General features: G+C 40.6%; 23 protein-coding genes. All 23 read left to right on the top strand.

Annotated elements, in window-relative coordinates:
• Window positions 1-64: 64 nt before the first annotated feature.
• The 23 genes from CSV72_RS00560 to miaA all read left to right on the top strand — a co-directional run bounded on the left by CSV72_RS00560 (window position 65) and on the right by miaA (window position 26963).
• On the top strand, window positions 65-1633 hold the full coding sequence (locus tag CSV72_RS00560; RefSeq protein ID WP_099676674.1) for an ABC transporter ATP-binding protein: 1569 nt from the start codon (window positions 65-67) through the stop codon (window positions 1631-1633).
• The gene (locus tag CSV72_RS00565; protein WP_099677110.1) at window positions 1623-2669 is read left to right on the top strand and encodes an ABC transporter permease; all 1047 of its coding nucleotides are present in this window, start codon (window positions 1623-1625) and stop codon (window positions 2667-2669) included. The genes CSV72_RS00560 and CSV72_RS00565 overlap by 11 nt, the downstream gene beginning before the upstream one ends.
• A gap of 1 nt (window position 2670) precedes the next feature.
• On the top strand, window positions 2671-3624 hold the full coding sequence (locus CSV72_RS00570; protein ID WP_099676675.1) for an ABC transporter permease: 954 nt from the start codon (window positions 2671-2673) through the stop codon (window positions 3622-3624).
• Between the two features lie 261 nt (window positions 3625-3885).
• Window positions 3886-5160 (top strand): EF-P 5-aminopentanol modification-associated protein YfmF, encoded by a 1275-nt coding sequence (yfmF, locus tag CSV72_RS00575; RefSeq protein ID WP_099676676.1) that lies wholly within the window; start codon window positions 3886-3888, stop codon window positions 5158-5160.
• A complete protein-coding gene (gene yfmH / locus CSV72_RS00580; protein ID WP_099676677.1) occupies window positions 5157-6452 on the top strand; it encodes an EF-P 5-aminopentanol modification-associated protein YfmH in 1296 nt (431 codons plus the stop codon). The genes yfmF and yfmH overlap by 4 nt, the downstream gene beginning before the upstream one ends.
• 2 nt (window positions 6453-6454) lie before the next feature.
• Complete coding sequence (gene ymfI / locus CSV72_RS00585; RefSeq protein WP_099676678.1) at window positions 6455-7183, top strand: elongation factor P 5-aminopentanone reductase; 729 nt, start codon at window positions 6455-6457, stop codon at window positions 7181-7183.
• Window positions 7184-7315: 132 nt separating this feature from the next.
• A complete protein-coding gene (locus tag CSV72_RS00590; RefSeq protein WP_099676679.1) occupies window positions 7316-8110 on the top strand; it encodes a DUF3388 domain-containing protein in 795 nt (264 codons plus the stop codon).
• Between the two features lie 28 nt (window positions 8111-8138).
• Entirely contained in the window at window positions 8139-8948 is an 810-nt protein-coding gene (locus CSV72_RS00595; protein WP_158232103.1) for a helix-turn-helix domain-containing protein, read from the top strand.
• A 74-nt stretch (window positions 8949-9022) separates the two neighbouring features.
• Complete coding sequence (gene pgsA, locus CSV72_RS00600) at window positions 9023-9601, top strand: CDP-diacylglycerol--glycerol-3-phosphate 3-phosphatidyltransferase (RefSeq protein ID WP_099676681.1); 579 nt, start codon at window positions 9023-9025, stop codon at window positions 9599-9601.
• Window positions 9602-9617: 16 nt separating this feature from the next.
• On the top strand, window positions 9618-10874 hold the full coding sequence (locus CSV72_RS00605) for a competence/damage-inducible protein A (RefSeq protein ID WP_099676682.1): 1257 nt from the start codon (window positions 9618-9620) through the stop codon (window positions 10872-10874).
• Window positions 10875-11040: 166 nt separating this feature from the next.
• Window positions 11041-12102 (top strand): recombinase RecA, encoded by a 1062-nt coding sequence (recA, locus tag CSV72_RS00610; RefSeq protein ID WP_099676683.1) that lies wholly within the window; start codon window positions 11041-11043, stop codon window positions 12100-12102.
• Window positions 12103-12650: 548 nt separating this feature from the next.
• A complete protein-coding gene (gene rny / locus CSV72_RS00615) occupies window positions 12651-14210 on the top strand; it encodes a ribonuclease Y (protein WP_099633226.1) in 1560 nt (519 codons plus the stop codon).
• 68 nt (window positions 14211-14278) lie between these two features.
• Complete coding sequence (locus CSV72_RS00620; protein WP_099633227.1) at window positions 14279-15076, top strand: TIGR00282 family metallophosphoesterase; 798 nt, start codon at window positions 14279-14281, stop codon at window positions 15074-15076.
• A 92-nt stretch (window positions 15077-15168) separates the two neighbouring features.
• Window positions 15169-15438, top strand: coding sequence for a stage V sporulation protein S (locus tag CSV72_RS00625; protein ID WP_099633228.1), 270 nt, complete (start codon window positions 15169-15171; stop codon window positions 15436-15438).
• Window positions 15439-15587: 149 nt separating this feature from the next.
• Window positions 15588-17135 (top strand): tRNA (N6-isopentenyl adenosine(37)-C2)-methylthiotransferase MiaB, encoded by a 1548-nt coding sequence (miaB, locus tag CSV72_RS00630; protein ID WP_099676684.1) that lies wholly within the window; start codon window positions 15588-15590, stop codon window positions 17133-17135.
• Entirely contained in the window at window positions 17132-17569 is a 438-nt protein-coding gene (locus tag CSV72_RS00635; RefSeq protein WP_099633230.1) for a YlbF/YmcA family competence regulator, read from the top strand. Before miaB ends, CSV72_RS00635 begins: the two co-directional genes overlap by 4 nt.
• A gap of 120 nt (window positions 17570-17689) precedes the next feature.
• Window positions 17690-18247, top strand: coding sequence for an outer spore coat protein CotE (gene cotE / locus CSV72_RS00640; protein ID WP_099676685.1), 558 nt, complete (start codon window positions 17690-17692; stop codon window positions 18245-18247).
• A 145-nt stretch (window positions 18248-18392) separates the two neighbouring features.
• Entirely contained in the window at window positions 18393-18686 is a 294-nt protein-coding gene (locus CSV72_RS16610) for an immunoglobulin-like domain-containing protein (RefSeq protein ID WP_099676686.1), read from the top strand.
• A 370-nt stretch (window positions 18687-19056) separates the two neighbouring features.
• A complete protein-coding gene (gene mutS / locus CSV72_RS00650; RefSeq protein WP_099676687.1) occupies window positions 19057-21624 on the top strand; it encodes a DNA mismatch repair protein MutS in 2568 nt (855 codons plus the stop codon).
• Window positions 21625-21629: 5 nt separating this feature from the next.
• Entirely contained in the window at window positions 21630-23456 is a 1827-nt protein-coding gene (gene mutL / locus CSV72_RS00655) for a DNA mismatch repair endonuclease MutL (protein WP_099676688.1), read from the top strand.
• 27 nt (window positions 23457-23483) lie between these two features.
• Window positions 23484-25124 carry a glycerol-3-phosphate dehydrogenase/oxidase gene (locus tag CSV72_RS00660; RefSeq protein WP_099676689.1) on the top strand — a complete coding sequence of 547 codons (1641 nt, stop codon included), beginning with the start codon at window positions 23484-23486 and terminating at the stop codon, window positions 25122-25124.
• Entirely contained in the window at window positions 25121-26047 is a 927-nt protein-coding gene (locus tag CSV72_RS00665; protein ID WP_099676690.1) for an alpha/beta hydrolase, read from the top strand. Before CSV72_RS00660 ends, CSV72_RS00665 begins: the two co-directional genes overlap by 4 nt.
• Window positions 26031-26963, top strand: coding sequence for a tRNA (adenosine(37)-N6)-dimethylallyltransferase MiaA (gene miaA, locus CSV72_RS00670; protein WP_099676691.1), 933 nt, complete (start codon window positions 26031-26033; stop codon window positions 26961-26963). The genes CSV72_RS00665 and miaA overlap by 17 nt, the downstream gene beginning before the upstream one ends.
• Window position 26964: the final 1 nt, after the last annotated feature.

Raw genomic sequence — 26964 nt, forward strand, 5'->3', positions numbered from 1 at the left:
TTAAAGATAAGAGTTGTGCTGCTTAAAGTTATTGAATTCAATTATGGGCAAGGAAGTGATTGGGATGGATTATGTAATTGAGATGCTAGATGTTTCAAAAAAGTTCGGAAATTTCTATGCGAATGATCATATTACATTACAACTGGAGAAAGGCGAGATTCACGCATTGCTAGGTGAAAACGGTGCTGGAAAATCTACCTTAATGAACGTATTATTTGGTTTGTATCAACCGGATGGTGGCGAAATTCGTGTCCATGGTGAAAAGGTAGCAATCACTGATCCGAACGTAGCAAATGATCTAGGAATTGGGATGGTGCATCAGCACTTTATGTTGGTGGAGAATTTAACGGTTACCGAGAATATTATTTTAGGTAGTGAGCCAACTAAATCAGGCATTATCAACATTAAGGATTCTGCGAAAAAAGTTGCTGAAATTTCAAAGATGTATGGGCTGGATGTTGATCCGTACGCCAAAATAGAAGATATTTCTGTAGGTATGCAACAACGTGTCGAAATTCTGAAGACGCTTTATCGTGGAGCAGATATCCTAATATTTGATGAACCGACCGCATCATTAACTCCTCAGGAAATTGATGAATTGATGAATATTATGAAAAAACTCGTTGCAGAAGGAAAATCAATCATCTTGATCACCCATAAATTGGCTGAAATTATGAACGTCTCAGACAAAGTAACTGTCATCCGCAAAGGTAAAGGAATCGGTACTGTTATCACATCGAAAACAAATCCCGAAGAGTTGGCGACGTTGATGGTAGGACGTCAAGTAACATTTAAAACGGAAAAAGGCCCATCTAATCCAACTGAAGAAGTATTGAAGATAGAAAATCTACAAGTGAATGACTACCGAGGTGTTGCTAAATTAAAAGGCCTTAATCTCTCTGTCCGACGTGGTGAAATAGTGGGGATTGCCGGCATAGATGGTAACGGTCAATCTGAATTAATCGAAGCAATCACTGGCTTGACTAAAGTGAAGAGCGGTAAGATATTCATCAATAACGAAGATGTTACAAATAAAAAACCACGAAAAATTACTGAAACCGGGATTGGACATATTCCACAAGACCGCCACAAGCATGGACTTATATTAGATTTTTCAGTGGCGTATAATACCGCGTTGCAATCGTATTATCATGAACCATTATCCAAAGGTGGAATCATGAATTATAAAGTGATCAATGAAAAAGCGGGAGAATTAATTAAAGAATACGATGTTAGAACACAAGGTACACACGAATTAGCGAGAGCGTTATCCGGAGGGAATCAGCAAAAGCTGATCATCGGACGGGAAATTATGAGAAATCCGGATTTACTGATTGCCGCATTACCTACACGTGGTTTGGACGTTGGGGCAATTGAGTTTATTCATCGCCGTCTGATTGAACAACGTGACAGTGGAAAAGCAGTTTTACTCATTACGTTTGAATTGGATGAAGTCATGAACGTCTCAGATAAAATCGCGGTTATTTATGATGGAACTATTGTAGGTACGGTAATCCCTCAAGAAACAACCGAACAAGCACTAGGGTTAATGATGGCAGGCCATTCAAAAGATGTTGCTGAGAAAAAAGTACTAGCTGCTGAGAAGGATGGTGATGAACATCATGTCAAATAGAATGATCAATATACTGGTCCCAGTGATTTCAATTTTTTTAGGACTCTTGGTAGGCGCGATCGTGATGTTGATCAGTGACTATAATCCAATCACAGGCTATATAGCGTTATGGAATGGTATTTTTGGTGATTCTTATGCAATCGGCGAAACCATTCGTCAAATCAGTCCATACTTACTTGCAGGTCTTGCAGTAGCATTCGCATTTAGATCTGGACTTTTCAATATTGGTGTAGAAGGACAATTGATCGTTGGTTGGTTTGCTGCCGCATACGTAGGAATGGCATTCGATCTTCCGAAAATCATTCACTTACCTTTCGCGCTCATAGCTGCTGCAGTAGCAGGGGCACTATGGGGACTTGTACCGGGTATTTTAAAAGCAACATTGAAAGTTCACGAAGTTATTGTCACCATTATGATGAACTATATTGCCTTACACGTAGTAAATGCATTAATTAAAACACTATCCGGTGGTGGATTCAAATTAGAGCGTATCCATGAATCGGCTTCGCTTCGGTCAGAGTTCTTATCTAATTTAACGGACTACTCCACATTGCACTACGGAATTTTCGTAGCATTAGCAATGGTGGTTGTCATGTGGTTCATATTAGAGAAAACGAAGACTGGATATGAATTGAAGTCTGTTGGGTATAATGATCATGCAGCTCGCTATGCAGGGATGAGCGCTAATAAGAATATTGTTCTTGCCATGGTCATTTCTGGTGCGTTCGCTGGACTTGGAGGTGCGATGGAGGCACTTGGTACATTTGGTAACATGTCTTCCATGGGCGGCTTTACAGGGATCGGTTTTGATGGTATTGCCGTAGCCTTGCTTGGAGCGAATACGCCACTTGGTGTTATCTTCGGTGCAACGTTATTTGGCTCATTGAAATATGGAGCGAATAACATGCCAAATGAGGCAGGAATTCCGGTAGAAATCGTTTCAATCATTATAGCGTTGGTTATTTTCTTTGTTGCCTGCGGATATATCATCCGTGTAGGACTCATACGTTTGCGTAATAAGAAGGAGGCGAAGTGACATGTTAGATGTTTTATATTTCATCATACCTATAACAATTGCTTCTGCAGCTCCTCTTATTTTTACAGCAATTGGCGGTGTGTTCTCTGAACGATCCGGAGTCATCAATATCGGATTGGAAGGCCTTATGATTATGGGGGCATTCATTGGTATTTTGTTCAACCTATTTTTCGCGGATACCTTTGGTGCGTGGACACCTTGGATTGCGTTAATTGTAGCAATGCTCGTTTCGGCTTTGTTTGCAACACTTCATGCTGTAGCGTCTATCTCGTTCCGAGCGGATCAAGTAGTTTCAGGTGTTGCAATTAACATGTTAGGACTAGCTATTGCATTATTCTCAGTAAAAATGATTTTTGGTAAAGGTCAAACCGATTTCATTCAACAAAAAATCCCAAGATTCAACGTACCGTTTTTGGAAGATATTCCAATTATCGGCCCTATGTTCTTTAAGTTAGTTTATGGCTCTTCTATTATGGCGATTGCCGTTGCGTTCATCGCATGGTTTGTTATTTACAAGACGCCATTTGGTCTACGTCTTCGCTCGGTGGGCGAACATCCGATGGCGGCAGATACGATGGGAATCAAAGTAACAAGAATCCGCTATATTGCTGTTCTGATTTCTGGTGGATTGGCCGGTATTGGTGGAGCAGTTTATTCTCAGACTATCACGAATGATTTCGGGCATGCGACAATTAATGGGCAAGGATTCATGGCCCTAGCAGCGATGATCTTTGGGAAATGGCACCCACTGGGTGCTATGGGAGCTGCGTTATTCTTCGGATTTGCGCAGGCGCTAGCAATTAGTTCTTCTAGTATTAATTTCCTAGCAGATATTCCAGCAGTTTATTTCCATATATTCCCTTACGTTTTAACTATACTGGCTCTAGCTGGATTCCTTGGAAAAGCGAAAGCACCAAAAGCACTTGGTAAACCTTACATTAAAGGAAATAGATAAAAGTGATAAAAGCTATCTGGAGACACATACTCTTCAGGTAGCTTTTCTAGTTTTGCTAGAATTTTTAAGATTAACTAGTACCAAATTGTCGCTTCCAAGTGGAAAGTAAAGGTAAATATGCCTTTATTTTAAGTCCATCAGTGCCTGTCGAGGTTAAACGGCGCTCTCAGCACTAGAAAGAGTTGTATCATTTTCCAAATGGCAGGCTTAAATGTATAGTGAGACTAGGAATACATATAATAAGGTAAACGAGGTGTTTGTATGTTCAATAAAACAAAATTACAAGATGGCGTACATTTGTATATACGTAAAACGGAACAGTTCAAAACAGTTAATGTGACAATTAAGTGGAAAGCACCATTGGATCAGAAGAAAGCTTCTGAACGTACGGTATTGGCAAATGTGATGGAGGATTCAACGAAGCAGTATCCAACATTAAGTTCAATGCGCAAAGCACTTGATGAGTTATACGGCACAGTATTATTTACGGACGTTTCGAAAAGAAGCTCACAACACATGGTTTCACTTTATACGGAATGTGTAAACGATGAATTTTTTGCAGGTGAAGATATCTTTAAACAGTTATGGCAATTAATCCGTTCTGTAGTCTTTGATCCAAATGTAACGGACAATGCATTTGATCCAGATGTAACAGAAAGGGAAAAACGTAATGTTCGTGATCGGATTCGATCTATTTATGACGACAAAACACGTTTCGCTCAGAAGCGCATGCTTGAAATCATGAGACCTGATCATCCGGCGTCAATCTCGGCTTATGGCACAGAAGCTGCGGTGTCTGGAATTACTAATGAAAGTCTTTATGCTACATACGAAGATATGATCAATAATGATTTGATTGATATTTATGTAGTAGGGGATGTAGACGAAAAGGAAATCATTGAGCAAATTAAGCAGTTCCTGCCGTTTGCAGCTAGAGATGCAGCGAAACAAAATGAATTACCCGATGTAAAAGTGTCAGATTCTGTGAATACGGTTAGAGAAAAACAAGACATGAAACAAGGTAAACTTCATCTAGGATTCCATACACCCGTATCATTCCATCATCCTGATTACCATAAGATGCAAATAACAAACGGTGTTTTTGGTGGATTCGCTCACAGTAAACTATTCATGAATGTAAGGGAAAAGGAAAGTATGGCTTACTATGCAAATAGTGCATTTGCATCGCATTACGGTATCGTCTACGTCACAGCAGGTATTGATGCGGATTTAGAAGAGAAAGCCGTCAAACTAATTCTCGAGCAACTGACAGCACTACAAAATGGTGAGAGTACAGAAGTCGAGTTAAGTCAGACGATTGCACTTCTAGAAAATAGTATCTTAAGTGCAAACGATTCAGCCCGAAGTCAGATTGAGATTTATGATCAATATAAAGAGTTAGACGAGAACTTCACTGCTGAGCGATTAATCGAGAAGTGGGAATCGGTCACATTGGATGATATAAAAGATATGGCGAATACAATTCAATTGGAAATTGTATATTTGCTGTCAGGTAAGGAGGATGTTTCGAAATGAAAGAAGTAACTTTTGATCAACTACAAGAGAAAATTTATACTGAAACACTGGATAACGGATTGAAGGTTGTTATTTTACCAAAACGTGGATTCTCTAAAACATTTGTAACGTTTACAACGAAATATGGGTCCATTGATCGTACGTTCAAACCGCATGGCAAAGATGAATTCATCACAGTGCCTGATGGTATTGCCCATTTTCTTGAGCATAAAATGTTTGAAAAAGAAGATGGAGATGTTTTTCAGAAGTTTAGTTTAAATGGTGCCTCCGCAAATGCTTATACAACATTTGGTAGAACGGCCTATCTATTTTCCGCAACCAATAAACTAAAAGAAAATACAAAAGTATTACTCGACTTCGTTCAACAACCATATTTCACGAAGCAAACTGTCGATAAAGAAAAAGGCATCATTGCACAGGAAATCACCATGTATGATGACCAGCCGGATTGGCGATTATATTTCGGTACAATTGAAAACCTCTATGAAAACCACCCAGTGAAAATCGACATTGCGGGTACTGTTGAGTCTATCCAGGACATTACAGCTGAACACTTATATACATGTTATGAGACGTTCTATCACCCGTCTAATATGTTGCTGTTTATCGTAGGAGCGGTGAAGCCGGAGGAAATGATGGCGTTTGTTAAAGAAGATCAAGCACAGAAATCATTCGATAAACCTGAGGCGATCGAACGCCAATTCCCGTCCGAATCAAAAGGGGTGGATGTGCCCGAACGTACATTGACGATGGATGTTTCGAAACCGAAATTGAATATTGGTATGAAGTGTACCGAGACAAATCTACAGGGCCAAGAAATGCTTGAAACGGAATTGTCGGCAAACCTCGTATTAGATAGTCTATTTGGTCGCACGTCTGCATTTTATGAAAAAGCGAACGCGGAAGGTTTAGTTGATGAATCATTTTCATATGAATTCTCCATGGAAGAAGGCTATGGTTTTGCCATGGTTGGTTCCGATACAGATGAGCCCGAGCGCTTGGAAGAACTGATTCGTCATACGATTAAAGATGCAAAAACAAATTGGCCAGTACAAGACGAAGATTTGGATAGAATGCGTAGAAAGAAAATTGGTCAATTTATGCGTTCATTGAATTCCATTGAATTTATCGCTAATCAATATACACGATATGAATTTAACGATATGAATTTATTCGATGTCGTACCGACTTTGGAAAACTTATCGATGGATAAATTAAAAGAAGCATTTGCAACGTTCTCCGATGACAGTAGCTATACAATCTTCAAAGTAATGCCACCGAAGACACAATGAGTATGACGCGTTTTGCACTCGTGTTAGGGGCCTCCGGCGGAATTGGGGAAGTGATCTGTAAACAACTGGCAGAAGCGGGATGGTCTTTGTATTTACATTATAATGCAAACAAAAACCAGCTTGATCTATTGCGTTCAGAGTTAGAAGAGACGTATCCCAACCAGCAATTCCGTAGTGTGCATGCTGACTTTAGAGTGGAGCAAGCAGCAGAAAAATTAGCGGCTAGCATTCAAAGCGTTCAAGCAATTGTTGTAGCCAACGGTCAAGCAGTTGTGAAACTGTTATCCGATACAAGCGAATTGGAAATGTCGGAATTATGGCAAGTCCATATGCAGAATCCAGCTCGTTTAATCGCACTATTATCCGAAAAACTACGCAAGCAAGATGTCTCCTATATACTATTTATCGGCTCAATATGGGGCAGTGCGGGGGCTGCAGGTGAAGTCATGTATTCTGCAGTCAAAGGTGCCCAACATGCCTTCGTCAAAGCATATGCAAAGGAATCAGCTTATTCTGGTATACGGGTCAATGCTATTGCGCCAGGTTGGATTGACACCCGAATGAATCAGGAATTTTCTGCGGAGGAGCGTCAGATGGTACTTGAACAAATACCACTTTTGTCAGTCGGGACACCGCAGGAAATAGCGAATATGGTCGAATTTATGCTAAGTGGCAAAGCAGATTATATGACAGGTGAAATAATTCAAATTAATGGTGGCTGGTATATTTAAAGCCTTTGGAAAAGGACAATGCCTGTTGTCCTTTTCTTTTTTTCTTTTATTCGCTTTGGCTATCCGCTATTATAGAACTAAGTGCATACTTGTGCATTCTGGAAAAAGTAGTTTTATGAAGGAGTGTGTTGAATGGGAGAATGGTATGTCGAATATGAGTTGCAAGTCAATCGGCCTGGGTTGCTAGGGGATATTGCTTCCTTACTTGGTATGTTGCGAGTAGATATTGTGACCATCAATGGGGTGGATGGAAGATACCGTGGTATGCTCGTTCACACTGATCACGATCAGCAAATTAAACGTTTCGAGTTGATTGCTTCTACGATGGATGCAATTGTCATCCACAAGATCAGAGAACCTAAACTACGTGATGTATTGGCCGTTCGTCATGGACATTATATTCAGCGCGGTACCGATGACCGAAGAACCTATCAGTTTATAAGAAGTGAGCTGGGAATCTTAGTGGATTTTTTAGCAGAGATTTTCAAACAAGATGGTCATAAGCTAATTGGTGTCCGCGGGATGCCCCGGGTAGGCAAAACAGAATCCGTAGTTGCGGCAAGTGTTTGTGCCAATAAAAAATGGGTGTTTTTGTCTTCCACAATGATTAAACAAACGATTAGAACGAGTATGATGGGGGATGAATTCTCAGACGATAACATCTTTATACTTGATGGGATCGTGACAAGAAAAACCTCTGACGAACGTCATATGCAATTAGTACGTGAAATCATGGGCTTGCCGACAATTAAAGTGGTCGAGCATCCGGATATGTTTGTTAAGCAATCTGAATATACAATTGAAGATTTTGATATCATCATAGAGTTACGGACAACTGTGGATCAAGAAATCAATTATGACATTTTAGAAAAGAATGATCCAATTTCCAACCGTAACCCTATGGGTGGCTTTAATATGTTTAATTGATTGAAATGAGTTAGGGTGGGTGTTGAATTTGATCGGAATAGGTGCTCGTTTAAAAGAAGCGAGGATTTCAAAAGGATTGACGCTAGAGGATTTGCAAGACAGTACGAAAATTCAACAACGTTATCTGTCAGCAATTGAAAATGAAGAATTTCAAGTTATTCCTGGTGCTTTCTACGTTCGTGTTTTTATTAAACAGTATGCAGAAGCAGTTGACTTGGATGCGGATGAAGTATTGAGTCTTTATCAAGATGTGTATGAACCAGGAGTACAAGAAAAACAGGAAAAAGTTGTGCCGGCGACTATGCAACGTAGTATGGGTTCAAAGCAGAGTAACCAATTAAGAGAAGCAATGCCGAAAATAATTGTTGCACTATTTATCATTCTGATTTTAGTTATTGTTTATACTTTGCTAAGAGACAAAGCAACAAGACCGGCTATAGACGATGAATTATCGGAACCCGGTTCATCAGTAGTAACTGACCCACAACAGGATTCGGCAGGTGTTGAGAAGCCCAAGCAACCATTTGAACACGCTTCTACTGATGGTGAAACATCTACATTCAAATTGTCTGATCCTGACAAGATCAAAGTCGTTGTCAAGACTACGGGTGCATCTTGGATTTCAGTAACGGATCAAGATGGCAAAGAACGGATGCCTGATCCAGGTGGTGCTCGTGTAGTACAAGAAGGCGAAACAATTGAAATTGAAGCGAATGATGTGGAAAGTTTGAGAATCCGAGTTGGGAATTACGAAAATGCGGAATTAACTGTCAATGGACAGCGTGTAGATTATCCAACAAATCTCATACCACAAAACATTGTGTTAAAAAAACCATAGAAAAATAGTCATCTCAAAAGGTGACTATTTTATTCTTTATAAGTAGATTTTACCGTTAGAAAGGCGGACATGTAATGAATTTACCAAATAAAATTACACTCTCAAGAGTATTTATGATCCCTATTTTCATCCTGTTTCTTGCAGTGGACTTTGGATGGGGAATGATTCAACTAGGTGGAGTAGAAATGCCTGTTGAACATTTGGTGGGCGCGATTATCTTCATCATTGCTTCGACAACTGACTGGCTAGATGGATACTTAGCTAGAAAAAACAACTTAGTGACCAATATGGGTAAGTTTTTGGATCCGTTAGCAGATAAATTACTAGTCTCAGCTGCTTTTATTTTATTAGTGGAAATGGGGACAGCTCCTGCATGGATCGTCATCGTCATTATTAGTAGAGAATTTGCCGTGACAGGTTTACGTTTGATTTTAGCAGGTGGCGGTGAAGTAGTAGCAGCGAACCAGTTAGGTAAAATTAAAACAGTTGCGCAACTACTAGCGATCTCATTTCTTTTATTGCATAATATTTTCTTTGAGGCGATTGGTATTCCATTCGGAACAATCATGTTGTACATCGCATTAGTGTTTACAGTATGGTCAGGTGTCGATTACTTCGTTAAAAATCGTAAAATTTTAGTCGAGTCAATGTGAGGAGTGAAGTGTATTCATGAAAGCAGAAATAATTGCGGTAGGATCTGAACTTTTATTGGGACAAATCACGAATACCAACGCGCGGTTCATATCTGCTAGATTGGCTGAAGCTGGAATTGATGTATATTGCCATACGGTTGTGGGAGATAATCCTACACGCTTGTCACAAACCATTCAACTGGCTCAGAAACGTGCAGATATCCTTATCTTTAGTGGCGGTCTGGGGCCGACTAAAGATGACCTAACAAAGCAAACTATTGCACATGAATTAGGTTGTGAGCTTGTATCTGACGATGATGCGATGAAAACCATCGAAGATTATTTTACTCAAGTCGGAAAAGTAATGACGGAGAATAATAAACAGCAAGCACTTGTTTTAAAAGGATCTACGGTATTGCCAAATCGAAATGGTATGGCCCCTGGTATAGCGATAGGCAAGAATGGTAAACAGTATATTTTACTACCGGGCCCTCCTCATGAAATGGAGCCCATGTTTGAACAAGAAGCGATTCCATACTTGCTTGGTGTATACGGAAAACAAGATGTAATCACTTCCAAGGTCTTGAAGTTGCAAGGAATTGGCGAATCAGAATTGGAAGTGCGTATCCAGTCCATTCTTGAGAAGCAAACAAACCCTACAATTGCACCACTTGCTTCACCTGGTATGGTGAAGTTGCGTATTACCGCAAAAGCCAAAACGGAAGAAGATGCTCAGAAGTTAATATTACCTGTGGAACAGGAAATCCGTTCAATTGTAGGGGAGTTTATTTATGGTGTAGATGAAGATACGCTGGCTTCCAAAACGACTGAATTATTGCTTCAAAATGACTGGACTATTTCGGCAGCAGAAAGTTTAACTACCGGAATGTTTATGGCGGAACTTGGTTCAGAAGCGGGAATTGGTAATGCACTAAAGGGCGGTCTTGTAGTATACAATAAAGAAATGAAAATCGAGCAATTAGGTATCTTATCGTCATTGCTTGATTACCATGGGATTGTCAGTGCAGAGTGTGCCGAAGCGATGGCTGAAAGCGTTAGGGAGAGATTTTCTACAACATTTGGTGTTAGTCTGACAGGAGCTGCAGGTCCTGAACCTCATGATGGTCAGCCACCCGGTACAGTTTGGATCGGGATTGCAACAGAAGGTATGAAGACAACATCTTATAAGCTTCAGCTTTCAGGTTCTCGTAATACAAATCGTAAACGTTCTGTTCAATTTGCCTTACATTATCTTATTCAGAAAATAAAAGAGAAAAAAGAACTGAAGTATTAAATTTTGCTATTAAATTAGCTACCAAAAATCAATTCATCCTAGCCTTTTGCGCTTGTTTTTCAATTTCTATAATCAATTTATCGAATACCCGTTCGTTTAAATCTTGTGTATTCCATTTGGAAAAGGTATAATAAGAGTAGAAAAAGAGTTTGAGGAGGAATTGTAATTGAGCAATCGTAAAGCGGCATTAGATATGGCACTAAAACAAATAGAGAAACAATTCGGTAAAGGTTCTGTCATGAAAATGGGAGAGAAGACAGATCTTCAAATTGATACATCTTCGTCAGGTTCACTAGCTTTGGATGCGGCGTTAGGAATAGGCGGATATCCACGTGGACGAGTCATTGAGATCTATGGACCAGAGAGTTCTGGTAAAACGACTGTTTCGTTGCATGCAATTGCAGAAGTACAAGCAAGCGGTGGTACTGCTGCATTTATTGATGCAGAACACGCATTAGACCCTGTCTATGCACAAAAGTTAGGTGTAAATATCGATGAGTTGCTATTATCACAGCCAGATACAGGTGAGCAAGCATTGGAAATTGCAGAAGCTCTTGTTCGTTCAGGTGCGGTAGATATTGTCGTAGTGGACTCGGTAGCAGCACTTGTACCGAAAGCTGAAATTGAAGGCGAGATGGGTGACGCACACGTTGGTTTGCAAGCTCGTTTGATGTCTCAAGCGTTGCGTAAACTTTCTGGTGCTATTAATAAATCAAACACTATTGCAGTATTCATTAACCAGATCCGTGAAAAAGTAGGCGTCATGTTCGGTAATCCAGAAGTAACACCAGGTGGACGTGCACTGAAGTTCTATGCTTCTGTTCGTCTTGAAGTACGCAGAGGTGAAGCAATCAAGCAAGCTAACGATATCATGGGTAATAAAACAAGAATCCGTGTCGTGAAAAATAAGGTAGCTCCACCTTTCCGTACAGCAGAAGTAGACATCATGTATGGTGAAGGAATTTCAAAAGAAGGTGAAATTCTGGATTTGGGCTCTGAATTGGAAGTAGTCCAAAAGAGTGGTGCTTGGTATTCTTATGAAGGCGAGCGTCTAGGACAAGGTCGTGAAAACGCGAAACAATTCTTGAAAGAAAACCTAAAAATGCGTGATGAAATCGCATCCAAGATTCGTGAATCATACGGTTTAAATGCTACAAACTATGTAATCGCAGCACATGATGAAGAAGATGAGCTGGATGACTTACTAACACTTTCAGATGAGAAGTAAGATATACTTGCAAAACCGCCAATTTTCAATTGGCGGTTTTTTATATAAAATAACTTCATTTCATTTTAGAGATAATTAGCTTGACTATGACATTCCTCATGCTGTTCTGGAATTATAAGTACATTTGAAGGAAAAGCCAAAATGTACAGTGGAAAGACTCGAGCAAAAAAACAAAAAGCTTCTATAGATTCATTTTTCCTTCATCATTCCTTGACACAATAAAAATACAACTATACAATTAAAGTGGCGTATTATATACGTCCTATATTTAACAAACCAATCAATTGTTTTTGGCGGTATGTTGATTTTAACTTAATTCAGCAAAATGAAAAGTTAAGTAAAAAGTAGTGACATCAATAGAAAATTAGTCCCGAAACAGCAGGTTTTCTACTACCCGTTGGATTAAGTTAAGCCTTCGGCGTTTTCACAGATCGTCGGGACATTACCGGGAATTTCCGGTAACAAGTAAAGTGAATATATTCGCCGTGGCAAAATTGATTATACAAGCCGACTGAAAAGAAAAGAATAAGCAGGAGGAGGTGACCTCAATGGGTATTGAAATACTCATCTCCGTTTTGCTAAGTCTCATCGTCGGTGCAGTTGTTAGCTTTTTTATATTGAAAAATGTGAATGATTCAAAAGTAACTGGTGCCAAGCATACTGCCAACCAACTCGTCGAAGAGGCGAAGCGTGAAGCGGAGTCAGTGAAGAAAGAGGCACTGTTAGAAGCGAAAGATGAAACTCACGAACTGCGGATTGAAGCAGAAACAGAAGTCCGTGAGAGAAGGACGGAATTACAGAAACAGGAAAACCGTCTCTTACAGCGTGAAGAAAACCTTGATCGCAAGGATGATGCGCTCAATAAAAGAGAAGCAGGTCTAGAGCGCAAAGAAGATGCGCTATTAGAAAGACAACAGCATATTGAAGAGATGGAACGCAAAGCGGAACAACTCGTTACTACACAGAAGACTGAACTGGAAAGAATCTCTTCGTTAACTAGAGATGAGGCAAAGCGCGTCATTTTGGAAGATGTTGAAGAAGAACTTTCTACAGATATTGCTGTCATGACAAAAGAATCGGAGCAACGAGCTAAAGAAGAATCTGAGCGTAAAGCTCGTGAGATTCTATCGTTGGCATTGCAACGTTTTGCAGCAGATCATGTGGCAGAAACAACAGTTTCCGTCGTTAACTTACCGAATGATGAGATGAAAGGTCGCATCATTGGTCGTGAAGGACGAAATATTCGTACTCTCGAGACGCTTACAGGAATTGATCTAATTATTGACGATACACCAGAAGCAGTCATTCTTTCCGGTTTTGATCCAGTACGTAGAGAGACAGCAAGATTGGCTTTGGAGAAATTGGTTCAAGATGGACGAATTCACCCTGCACGTATCGAAGAAATGGTGGACAAGTCTAGAAGAGAAGTGGACGAGTTAATCCGAGAAAAGGGAGAACAAACTACATTCGATGTGGGTGTTCACAACTTGCATCCGGATATGATCAAAATTCTTGGACGTTTGCACTTCCGTACGAGTTATGGACAGAACGTCTTGAAACACTCTATCGAAGTAGCCTATTTAACTGGCTTACTGGCGGCAGAGCTAGGAGAAGACGTAACTCTTGCTAGACGTGCTGGTTTACTTCATGATATCGGTAAAGCAATCGACCATGAGGTAGAAGGTAGTCACGTTCAAATTGGTAAAGAGTTGGCAGTGAAATATAAAGAACATCCAGTTGTCATTAACAGTATTGCTTCCCACCACGGTGACGAAGAAGCTACTTCTGTTATAGCAGTACTTGTAGCAGCGGCAGATGCATTATCTGCAGCAAGACCAGGTGCTCGTAGTGAAACATTGGAAAACTATATAAAACGACTGCAAAAACTCGAAGAAATTTCGGAATCATACGAAGGTGTAGAGAAGTCATTTGCCATTCAGGCAGGACGGGAAGTGCGAATCATTGTTCGCCCCGAACAGATCGATGATATTACCGCACATCGCTTAGCACGTGATATACGAAAACAAATCGAGGAAGAATTAAACTACCCAGGGCATATCAAAGTGACGGTCATACGGGAGACCCGCGCAGTAGAGTATGCAAAATAATACCTAATAAAAAAACAGCTTCCGGTTCGTTAGGAAGCTGTTTTCATTTTGGAAAGAGGATGTTACAGATGAAAGTAATATTTATTGGAGATATCGTAGGATCTATGGGAAGAGAAATGGTAATTGATTATTTATCGCGTTTAAAACGCAAATATCAAGCAGACGTTATTATCGCGAATGGTGAAAATGCTGCTTCAGGTAGAGGAATTACAAAATCCATCTATCATGATTTATTGCACGCTGGAGTAGATGTCATCACAATGGGAAACCATACATGGGATCAACGGGAAATTTATGATTTCATAGATGAAGTAGATTACTTAATTCGTCCTGCTAACTTCTCTGAACAAGCACCGGGTAAAGGCATGACGTCCATTACCAAAAATGGCGTTACACTTTCCGTAATTAATTTACATGGCCGTACATTTTTGCCGCCGCACGATGATCCATTTGCAAAAGCAGATGAATTAGTAGAAGAAGCTTTGCAAACATCACCATTAGTCTTTGTAGATTTCCATGCAGAAGCAACAAGTGAAAAGATTGCGATGGGCTGGCATTTAGATGGAAAAGTTTCCGTTGTTGTTGGGACACATACACATGTTCAAACTGCAGACGATCGAATATTGCCGGGGGGTACTGCATATTTAACAGATGCAGGTATGACAGGTCCGTATGATGAAATTTTAGGAATGAAAAAAGAAGATGTGTTGTATCGCTTCTATACCAACTTGCCAACCCGCTTTGAGGTACCGAAAAGTGGAAGACCACAGTTAAACGGTATGTTCGTAGAATTGGATGACAAAACCGGTAAAGCACTCAAAATTGAGCGGATTCGAATCAACGAAGATCATCCGTTCAAAAACTAATTATCTAGGTGTCTAAATCCTCCTTGCCTATCATAGGATGTTGTATGGAATATACACGTTCCATAGACATTGCAAAATAAGGAGGAAATATCGTGAGTCCCTTGAAAGTATCATCTCGCTCAAATCCGAACTCAGTAGCAGGAGCATTGGTTGCAGTTATTCGTGAACAAGGCTATGCCGAGATCCAGGCAGTCGGTGCTGGAGCACTAAATCAAGCAGTGAAAGCAATTGCAATCGCAAGAGGATTCGTAGCACCAAGCGGAGGCGACCTAATTTGCGCGCCAGCCTTCACCGATATCGAAATCAACGGGGAAGCTAGAACGGCGCTCAAACTTTTCGTTGAAAAAAAGGAACGTAAGTAGAATACAGAAGACCACGATTAATTTCGTGGTCTTTTTTTCATGACAAACCAGCGACATTTTTCCCCTTTGCTGTCATATCAGACAAAAGTTCAGTATAATAACAACAGGTATGCTTATTTCCCGATAAGTAATAGAAAGGGGCTTCTGCAATGAATGAAGAACAGCGCTTGCAAGCTGGACTCGCAACGAAAGACCAATCGAAACCAGACATCATAGAAAAAGACTATAGCAAATATTTCGAGTCTGTGTATAGCGGGCCTTCTCTAAAAGACGCAAAAAAACGCGGGAAAGAAGAAGTGGAATATCACGATAACTTTCAAATAGATCAACGCTTTAAAGGAATGGGACAAGGTCGTAAGTTCTTTATTCGAACATTTGGCTGTCAAATGAACGAGCACGATACGGAAGTGATTGCAGGGATTCTTATGGCATTAGGATATGATGCGACTGACAATGTTAAAGAAGCAGACGTTATACTGCTCAATACATGCGCAATCCGTGAAAATGCCGAGAATAAAGTGTTTGGTGAATTAGGTCATTATAAACCACTCAAACTGACAAACCCTGATTTATTAATCGGAGTATGTGGCTGTATGTCACAAGAAGAATCCGTTGTAAATAAAATCCTAAAAACGTATGATCAAGTAGATATGATCTTCGGCACACATAACATTCATCGCTTGCCGAACATTTTACATGAAGCGTATATGTCTAAAGAGATGGTTATTGAAGTGTGGTCCAAAGAAGGCGACGTGATTGAGGACTTGCCAAAAGTCCGTCACGGTAAGATCAAAGCATGGGTTAATATCATGTACGGATGTGATAAGTTCTGTACGTACTGTATCGTGCCGTATACGCGTGGTAAAGAACGTAGCAGACGTCCAGCAGACATCATTCAAGAAGTTCGTCAGTTGGCTGCAGAAGGCTATAAAGAAATCACCTTACTAGGGCAAAATGTGAATGCGTACGGTAAAGATTTTGACGATATTACGTACCGTCTAGGTGATCTCATGGATGAGTTACGATTAATTGATATCCCAAGAATTCGTTTCACTACAAGTCACCCTCGCGATTTTGATGATCACTTGATAGAGGTCCTTGCAAAAGGTGGAAACTTGGTCGATCATATTCATTTGCCTGTACAATCAGGTTCAACTGAGATGTTGAAGATTATGGCGCGCAAATATACTAGGGAAAGCTATTTGGAACTAGTTGATAAAATCAGAACTGCAATACCTAATCTATCACTCACAACGGATATTATTGTAGGGTTCCCGAATGAGACAGAAGAACAGTTTCAAGAAACGATGTCGCTCTATCGCGAAGTTGGGTTTGATATGGCATTCACATATATTTATTCACCGCGTGAAGGAACACCGGCTGCGAAGATGCAGGACAATATACCAATGGAAGTAAAGAAAGAACGCTTGCAGCGCCTTCTTAAACTAGTGAACGACATGTCCGCCGAAGCAATGAAGCCATACGAAGGACAAACTGTTAAAGTACTAGTTGAAGGGGAAAGTAAGAGAAATCCTGATGTACTAGCGGGTTACACAGAAAAAAGTAAATTAGTGAATTTTGTAGCACCGCGCTCTGTAATTGGTCAGATTGTAGAAGTGCGTATTAAAGAAGCAAAATCATGGTCACTCAATGGTGAATTCATTGGAGTAGTCCAACAAGAAAAGGTGATGGGATGATGGAGAAGAAGTTTACAAAAGAAGAAATCATAGAAAAAGCACGTGATTTGGCACATATGTTGGCTAACACGGAAGAAGTAGAGTTTTATAAACGTGCAGAAGCCCAAATCAATGAAAACCAAAAAGTGCGTGAAAAAATCGCTAGTATGAAATCACTTCAAACACAGGCAGTGAATTTCCAAAACTACGAAAAAGAACGTGCATTAAAAGCGATTGAAAAGAAAATCGAACAAGTACAAGGTGAAATTGACGCGATTCCATTGGTACAAGAATTCAAACAGTCTCAAGACGAAGTGAATGATTTACTTCAATTGGTTTCTAATACAATTGCTAACAGCGTGACAGATGAAATTATTGAGTCTACTGGCGGCGATCTATTACGCGGTGAAACAGGATCATACGTAGAGAATACGCAGAAAAAATCACTTTCTTAAATAAAAAATCGGCTAAGGAGAAAATTCCTTGCCGATTTTTTTCAATTTCTGGGCTGCTGTTGCATAGGATGGATAGAAGCCAAAGAAGGAGGAAGAAAACTGAAAAACTTACGACAAATTGTGACTAAAGCTGTTATTGCCAAAGGGAAGCATCGTTCGGAAACTACTGAGCTGCTGAAGCCGCCTAATCGCCCCTCCAGCATATTGGGTTGCTGGGTGATCAATCACACGCAACAAGCAAAGAAAGTTGGAGCGCATGTAGAAGTAACGGGTAGTTTTGACGTGAATGTTTGGTATTCACATCATGATCATTCCAAGACGTCTGTCTTTACTGAATCGATTCCTTATAAAGATAAGATCGCCTTGCATTACCGCGATGAGCCGACATCCGCAAGAGAAGAAACGATTGTCACGGTATTGCAGCACCCTAACTGTACAGAAGCCAGTATTTCTGAATGTGGCCAAAACTTCTCCATTTCCATTGAAAGAGAACTATTAGTTGAGATGATTGGTGAAACAAAAGTTTCTGTAACCATTCATCCCGATCCATATGATGAAGAATGGCCGATACTTGAAGCAGAATCTTCTTCTCTTGTGATGGAGGATAAAAAGGATAATGAAGTACCGAATAAAGAGAGACCACACCAACCACCAAAACGTAAAGATTCACCATTTTAAAAGCCGGAGATTCACCGGCTTTTTTTATTTTGCTTTAAGTAGAAAAACATGATGCAGGTCAAGTGGAATTTTCGCTAGTAGATGTAGTCTTTAGATAGGAGGTGATCCTATGTTGAAGATAAAATGACTTATACTCCTATCTGCTTTGACACTGCTGACAGCATGCTCGAAAGAGAATGAAATACAAACACTAACAGCTCCTTCACCCGCGCAGAAATTAGTGACGAATGAACAAGGCCTGACATTTTCGATTCTAGAAGATCAATATGAGGAAGGTATGCCGTTATTCCACACGATAGTAAAGAATGACAGTCAAAGCATTTATGAGTATGGTGAATATTATCAAATAGAAGTATTGAAAAATGACAAATGGTATACTTTGACACATTCTAATTCTGTTTTTATGAAAATCCACACTTTACTAAATTGGGTAATTTGATTGCACCAGGCAAGGAAATTCAACAATTGTTTTCAGTGAAAACTCTTGGATTGATACTTGTGCCCGGTCCATATCGCCTAGTGAAAATATTTTTGAAGCCAATAGCTATCTATTATACGATAACACTCGCTGTACCATTTACAGTGACTTCTAAACAAAGACCACAAGAATAGCTCAAAATTGGAATAGAACAGATTAAACTATCCTAGCTAATCAAAAGCATGGATAGTTTATATTTTTTAAATACCGTTTTTATTTGATTATATATGTCTATTTACCTTTTAAAACTACATCAACCCCTTTTGATTCGTTAACTCTTAGGGTGTTTGGTATAATGTATAGAAAATGAGCGAGAAAAAGAGGGTTTACCATGTCTGAACATACACCAATGATGCAACAATATTTGAAAATTAAAGAGCAATATACAGACGCATTTTTATTCTTCCGTTTGGGAGATTTCTATGAGATGTTTTTTGAGGATGCCGTTAATGCATCTGCATTATTAGAAATTACGTTAACTAGTAGGGATTCCGGTGCACGAGAACGTATACCAATGTGCGGTATACCTTATCACTCCGCAACTGGATATATTGAAACGTTAATCCATAAAGGTCATAAAGTAGCGATATGTGAACAAATGGAAGACCCACGCAACGTAAAGGGAATTGTTAAACGTGAAGTCGTTAAAGTTATTACGCCTGGAACATTAACAGAAGGTAAAACAATTGATGTCGAGGCAAATCATTTTATAGGTGCTATCGATAGCTTAGGGTATCAACGTTATGCACTAGCGTATCTTGATGTCGGTACTGGAGAAGGGAAAGTAGAGTTAATTGAAGGAAGCGAGCGAACACTGCTTGCAGAAATCGAAGCACTTAACATGAAGGAAATTATCGTTGATCAACAACTTCATGTTATTTTGGCAGATCTGTTCGAAAGTCGCGAAATCATGCTTTCAATTGAAAATACGGAGCATTCGGGATCAATTGGTCATGATACATATGACCATTTGCCAGAAGAGTTGCAGGAAGCTTGCCGTAAGTTGCAGTCGTATCTACTACGCATGCAAAAGATGGTTTTTGGTCATATTCGGCCTTTCATCTATATAGAGAAAGATGCTAAGTTATCGATTGATGCGAACTCGATGCGGAATTTAGAGCTTGTACAAACTATTCGTTCAGGCAAAAAAGAAGGTACGTTGTTCTGGGTACTTGATGAAACCGTTACAGCGATGGGTGCGAGGAAATTACGGATGTGGATTCACCAGCCTTTGGCGCAGCGACAAGCGATTGAAGATCGTCTAGAAACTGTAAACAACTTACTTGATGAGTATTTCTTGCGTGAAGAATTACTAGAAGAATTGCATGACGTTTATGATGTAGAACGCCTTGCCGGCAGGATATCTATGGGTAGTGCAAGTGCACGTGATCTTGCACAATTACGAAATTCATTGTCACATATACCAAAACTAAAACAATTGCTTGAACAATCGAAGCGTCCGATGTTACAGCGTTTTGCTGACCGAATGGACCCTTGTGGAGAAACATTCCAGTTGTTGACGGATGCGATTGCAGTCAACCCACCGATATCTAGTAAAGACGGTGGACTCATTTTGGACGGCTATCATGAAAAATTAGATGAGCTTCGAAATGCTTCTCGTAATGGAAAGACATGGTTAGCGCAACTTGAGCAAAAAGAGCGACAACTGACCGGAATTAAAACGTTGAAAATAGGCTATAATCGGATTTTTGGGTATTATATTGAAATCACTAAATCCAATATTCATTTAGCTGACTTATCTCGCTATGAACGTAAGCAGACACTCGCGAATGCAGAGCGATACATAACGACGGAGCTGAAAGAAAAAGAAGAACTGATCCTAAACGCGGAGGCAGACAGCCAGACATTAGAATTAGATTTATTCCAGTCGATTCGCGAACAGGTCAAGGGCGATGTACAACGAATTCAACAACTAGCATCTGTGATCAGCGAACTGGATGTCTTGCTGTCATTTGCTAAGGTATCCGAAAAGAATCAATATGTCCGACCAGAATTCCATACAGGAAAGGCTGTCGACATTCAAAATGGCAGACACCCAGTCGTAGAGAAAATGATGAATCATTCATTATATATCCCAAATTCTTGTATGCTAGCTGAAGATGAAAATATGTTGCTCATTACGGGCCCTAACATGTCCGGTAAAAGTACGTATATGCGTCAAGTAGCTTTGACTGTAGTGATGGCACAAATCGGTTGTTTCGTCCCTTGTGAAAAGGCTATACTGCCTATCACAGATCAAATCTTCACACGTATAGGAGCTGCGGATGACGTGGCGTCCGGACAGAGTACATTCATGATGGAAATGATGGAGTCTCAATATGCATTGGCTCATGCGTCCTCACATAGTCTATTGTTGTTTGACGAGATTGGGCGCGGAACTTCAACGTATGATGGGATGGCACTCGCACAAGCGATGATGGAGTATATCCATGAAGAAATTGGTGCGAACACACTGTTTTCTACCCATTATCATGAACTGACACAATTGGAAGATGTGTTAGATCGCTTATTGAACGTACACGTTGCAGCGAAAGAGCAAAATGGTAAAGTCGTGTTCCTGCATAAAGTATTACCTGGAGCAGCCGATCGAAGCTACGGGATTCATGTAGCAGAACTCGCAGGTCTTCCTGCAGATGTAGTAGGACGTGCAAAAACCTTGTTACAGCGATTTGAAGAAGATAGTACAACGAAAGGCGCGTCATCTGTGTCGGAACAGCTGGCCTTGTTTGAAACGGACAGCGAGCCTATGCTTGCCGCAGAAACACAAAAATTGCTCGATGAAATAGAAGCGGTGGACTTGATGAATATGACACCTATGCAAACCATGCAGAAAATAATGGAGTGGAAAGAACGCCTAACAACAGAGAAGAAGGGGTGAAGCGGATGAATCAAATTCACATCATGGAAGACACACTAGCCAATAAAATTGCGGCAGGAGAAGTGGTGGAACGTCCTGCTTCTATCGTTAAAGAACTGGTGGAAAATGCGATTGATGCGCAAAGTACTAAAATTGAAGTATCTCTAGTGGAGGCGGGCTTGACTTCGATCCGTGTGACCGATAATGGCAAGGGGATGTCTGAAGAAGATGCAATCCGCTGTTTTGAAAGGCATGCTACTAGTAAAATTACTAACGAACATGATCTGTTTCGAATCCGTACGCTTGGGTTTCGAGGAGAAGCCTTAGCAAGTATTGCAGCAGTATCAAAAGTATCGTTATGGACTTCTGATGGCGTAGAAGGCGCTGTAGTGGAGATAGAAGGCGGTAAAGTACTGAAGTATGAAGCGGGAGCATTACGAAAAGGCACAGATTTTCTCATACAACATTTATTCTTCAATACACCCGCACGTTTGAAATATATGAAAACGATCCAGACGGAACTTGGACATACAATAGATTTATTAAATCGATTAGCATTAAGTCATCCTGACATTTCCTTTTCGTTAACTCACGATCATCATGAAGTTCTTAGAACATCGGGTTCAGGAGACTTATTACGGGTATTATCAGATATATACGGTGTAGGAGTTGCGCGTAAGATGATCCCGTTTCAAAGAGAAGATGCTGATTTCAAGGTGAAGGGTTTTATTACACTTCCTGAGATGACACGCGCATCTAAAAACTATATTTCACTTCTGATGAATGGCCGTTGGATTAAAAGCTATGCGGGAACGCAAGCAGCTATCGATGCGATGCATACGTACTTACCTATAGGAAGGTTTCCGATTGCAGTTATTGATATTACAGCAGATCCCATTTTGACAGATGTCAACGTCCATCCTGCGAAGCGTCATATCCGTATTAGTAAAGAAGGAGAATTACTTTCTTTGATAAAGGCAGCAATTAGAGAGGCAATTCAAGGAGTCACTATAATTCCTGACGCTGTAAAGAAAGAGAAGCCTGTTAAAAGAGACTCAGAACAGCAGACGATTTGGACACCTTCTTATCGTCGGCCGGAAGTAACGGTTCCATTAGAAGGACAAGAAGTACAGTCTTCCGCTGCGCCTGTAGAAGAGCCTATTACAGAGCAAGTTACAACGGTCTTTCCAGAAGCTATTTTTGAACCGCAGGAAGAATCCGTGCCGCAAGAGCCTGTTGTCTATGAGCAGCAACAGCAGGAAATGAATCATTTTCCTTCCATTGCACCGATCGGACAAGTTCATGGAACATATATAGTAGCGCAAAATGAAGACGGATTTTATTTGATCGATCAGCATGCTGCGCAAGAGCGAATTAAATATGAATACTTCAAAGTGAAGCTTGGACAAGTGGATGCTGGTGAACGGCAGCAATTGCTCTTGCCACTAGTTTTTCATTACTCAGCTGACGAGCAAGTAAAGATTGAAGAGTGTAAAGATGCACTGGAAGAAGTCGGTGTGTTTTTGGAGGCATTCGGTCCGGCAACGTATACCGTGAAAGAGTATCCTTCATGGTTCCCTGAAGGACAAGCTACCTCGATCATAGAAGAAATGATTGAGCAAGTACTCGAGAAACGCAAAGTCGATGTCGAGAAACTGCGTGAGGAAAGCGCCATTATGATGAGTTGTAAAAAATCAATCAAAGCAAATTATTACTTAAGGCAAGAAGATATGGAACGATTACTGACTGATCTAGGTGCATGTCATAATCCTTATACATGTCCGCATGGTCGGCCAGTATTGATCCATTTTACAACGTATGAATTAGAGAAAATGTTTAAACGAGTGATGTAACAGAGCACATCAGGGAGGAGCGATTTTATGTTTTCTACATTAGAAAGATCAAGCAGAATTCAGGACTTGAGAAACTTTTCATTCGATGTTTTAGTTGTCGGTGGAGGGATTACAGGTGCCGGAATCGCATTGGATGCGGCTGCAAGAGGATTTTCGGTTGCCCTAGTTGATATGCAAGATTTTGCGGCGGGAACATCTAGCCGTTCAACTAAACTGATACATGGCGGTTTACGCTATTTAAAACAACTAGAAGTGAAAATAGTGGCAGAAACGGGAAAAGAACGGGAAATTGTCTTCCGTAACTCTCGTAACATCACCAAATCAAGACCAATGCTATTGCCGATTTATCAAAAAGGAACGTATGGCAAGTATTCCACTTCTGTCGGGCTTCTCGCCTACGACCTACTGGCGGGTGTAAAGCCGGCAGAACGACGGGAAATGTTGACGAAAGAAGAAACAGCTGAACTTGAACCATTACTGAAAAAGGAACGCTTAAAGGGTGGCGGGTATTATGTGGAGTATCAAACCGATGATGCGCGCTTGACGATTGAAGTACTGAAGAAAGCGGCAGAAAAAGGTGCACTTTGCTTGAATTATATGAAGTGCGAACAATTCAACTTTGAGAAAGATCGAATCGTTGGAGCAGTCTTAAGTGATCAACTAACCGGTGAACGATTTTCCGTAGGGGCTTCTATGGTGATCAACGCATCTGGTCCGTGGGTAGATGAGTTGCAGCAGAAAATTAGCAGCAAACATACGAAACAATTGCATATTACGAAAGGTGTCCATATCGTAGTAGATCAATCTATCTTCCCGTTGCAACAAGCAATCTATTTTGATAACTCGGACGGTCGTATGTTATTTGCTATTCCACGGGATAATAAAACGTATATAGGAACGACTGATACATTTTATACCGATGATAAACAGCATCCTATTGCGACAGAAGAGGATATACATTATATTATCGATGCGGTTAGTGAAATATTCCCAAGCATTCATCTTCAACGTCAACATGTGGAATCTACGTGGGCAGGAATTCGTCCATTGATTGCACAAGAAGGTAAGGATGCCTCTGAAATCTCCCGAAGAGATGAAGTATGGGAAGCAGTTCCTGGATTGCTAACGATTGCAGGAGGGAAGTTGACAGGCTACCGTCAGATGGCGGAAGTCGTAGTGGATCGAATTAGTGAACAGCTAGTAAAGCCATCTATCAAGCGATGTGAAACGAAGGATATCCCCGTTTCAGGAAGTGATTTCATAGACGATGAAGCGTTGAAGCAATTTATTGACCTACAAGCGGAAAGAGCACCTAAATTCGGCTTAACTCCACAGCAAGGAGCGCGTCTTGCTTCATTTTACGGAAGAAATAGTGATGAAGTTTTCCAATACGCCCACTCGATTTCAGTAGAAGAGAACAATTTGCCGATAAGTTTACGCGCAGAGATCTTATATGGAATTCATTGTGAAATGGTCACATCGCCAAGTGATTTCTTTATCCGTAGAAAAGGTGATTTATATTTCCAAATCGATGTTGTAGAATCATTAGCGACGCAAGTAACCGACTATATGGCAAAGTTGCTGCAGTATACGGACAGCGAGAAAGCCACTCATGAAAATGATTTGCAAAATGCGATTGCGGAAGCGAAGGGAAGTGCAAGTTCATGACAGACCAATGGATAGCAATGCGTGACGGGACTAAAGTGTATGGGACAAGTTATACACCGGAGACGGAGCCGATTGGCCGTGTGCACATCATTCATGGATTAGCAGAACATAGCGGACGCTATAAAAGATTCGCACAGTACTTGCAGTCGCAAGGGTATGTCGTGACGTTGCATGACCAAAGGGGACACGGAAAGACAGCTATAGAAAATGGTCATGTTTACGGCTATATAGGTGAGTCTGCTACATTCGACCAATTGGTAGACGATGTATTCGAAGTGAATCAATGCTATCAACTCCATTACCCGGAACTTCCCGTTGTACTACTCGGACATAGCATGGGTTCATTCGTTGCCAGGCGCTATATCCAGCTTTATAGTCAGACGATTAGTAAAGTGATCTTATCGGGCACTGGATCTAATTCTGAGTTCACTGCACATGCTGCGATTGCGTTGGCTGCGTATAGGGAAGATAAATTCCCTAAAGAGCAACCGGATGTGTTTTTGAACAACTTGGTCTTCGGCAATTTTCCGAAACAATTTCCTGATGAAGGTGAATTTGCTTGGCTATCGCGCGATGTAGAAAGTGTGGCTGATTACGAAGAGGATGAGGCATGTGGTTTCGTGCCGACTTCTCAACTATTTCGTGTGTTGCTTGAAGGAATGAATTCAATGGAAGTGCCTGAATTCTTGTTAAATATTCCGAATGAACTACCGATTTTATTACTCTCAGGTACAGATGATTTAGTAGGTGACCGTGCTAAAGGTGTGTGGAAAGTAGCTAAACAATTCGATAAAGCTAATCAACAGCAAGTTACTGTTCAGCTCTATGAAGGCGGAAGGCACGAGATGCTTCAGGAAACCAACTATAAACAAGTGTATACGACTATCGTGGAATGGATGAAACGACATGAACTTACCAGTTGATGTACTAGCAATAGTAGGACCGACTGCTTCAGGAAAAACAGCACTGAGCATAGCACTTGCAAAAATGTTTAATGGGGAAATCATTAATGGAGATGCTATGCAAGTATATAAAGAATTGGATATCGGCACAGCAAAGATTCATCGTTCTGAAATGCAAGGAATTCCACACCATTTCTTTGATGTAAAAGAACCAACAGAATCGTTTTCCGTAGCGGAATATCAACTAGCTGTGAGACAATGGATAGCGGATATTCAATCTCGTGGGAAACTACCTATTATTGTTGGCGGCAGTGGAATGTATGTTCAGTCCGTTTTGTTTGATTATCGATTTACAGAACAAGCCGCCGACCCTGAAGTGCGAGCACGTATAGAACGGGAACTTGAACTAGAAGGCGCAGATGTATTGCACGCGAAACTTACAGAATTGGATGCGAAAAGTGCAGAGAAAATCCATCCGAATAATCATAGACGTCTAGTGCGTGCACTAGAGATCCTTGAAGTAACGGGTCAAACAAAACAAGACCATGAACAGCAACAAGGAAATCAGCCGATGTATCATTCTGTAATTATTGGTTTAGATCTTCCCCGTGAATTACTCTACGAACGAATTGATTTGCGTGTGGAACAAATGGTTCAAGCGGGCTTGTTTACAGAAGTACAGCAACTCTGGAATAAAGGGATTCGGCACACTCAAGCTGTACAAGCGATAGGCTATAAAGAACTGATTTCCTATTTTGACGGACAATTGACAAAAGAGCAGGCAATAGAAGCGGTAATGAAAAATACACGTAATTATGCAAAGAGGCAGCTGACCTACTTCCGTAATAAATTGCCTGTCCAGTGGGTAGATGCTAATCAGTCAGGGGAAGAAATTTTTCAAACAACCTGTAAGATAATAAAGGATTTTCAGAAGTGAG

This window comes from Sporosarcina sp. P20a, from assembly GCF_002743175.1.
Taxonomy (GTDB): domain Bacteria; phylum Bacillota; class Bacilli; order Bacillales_A; family Planococcaceae; genus Sporosarcina.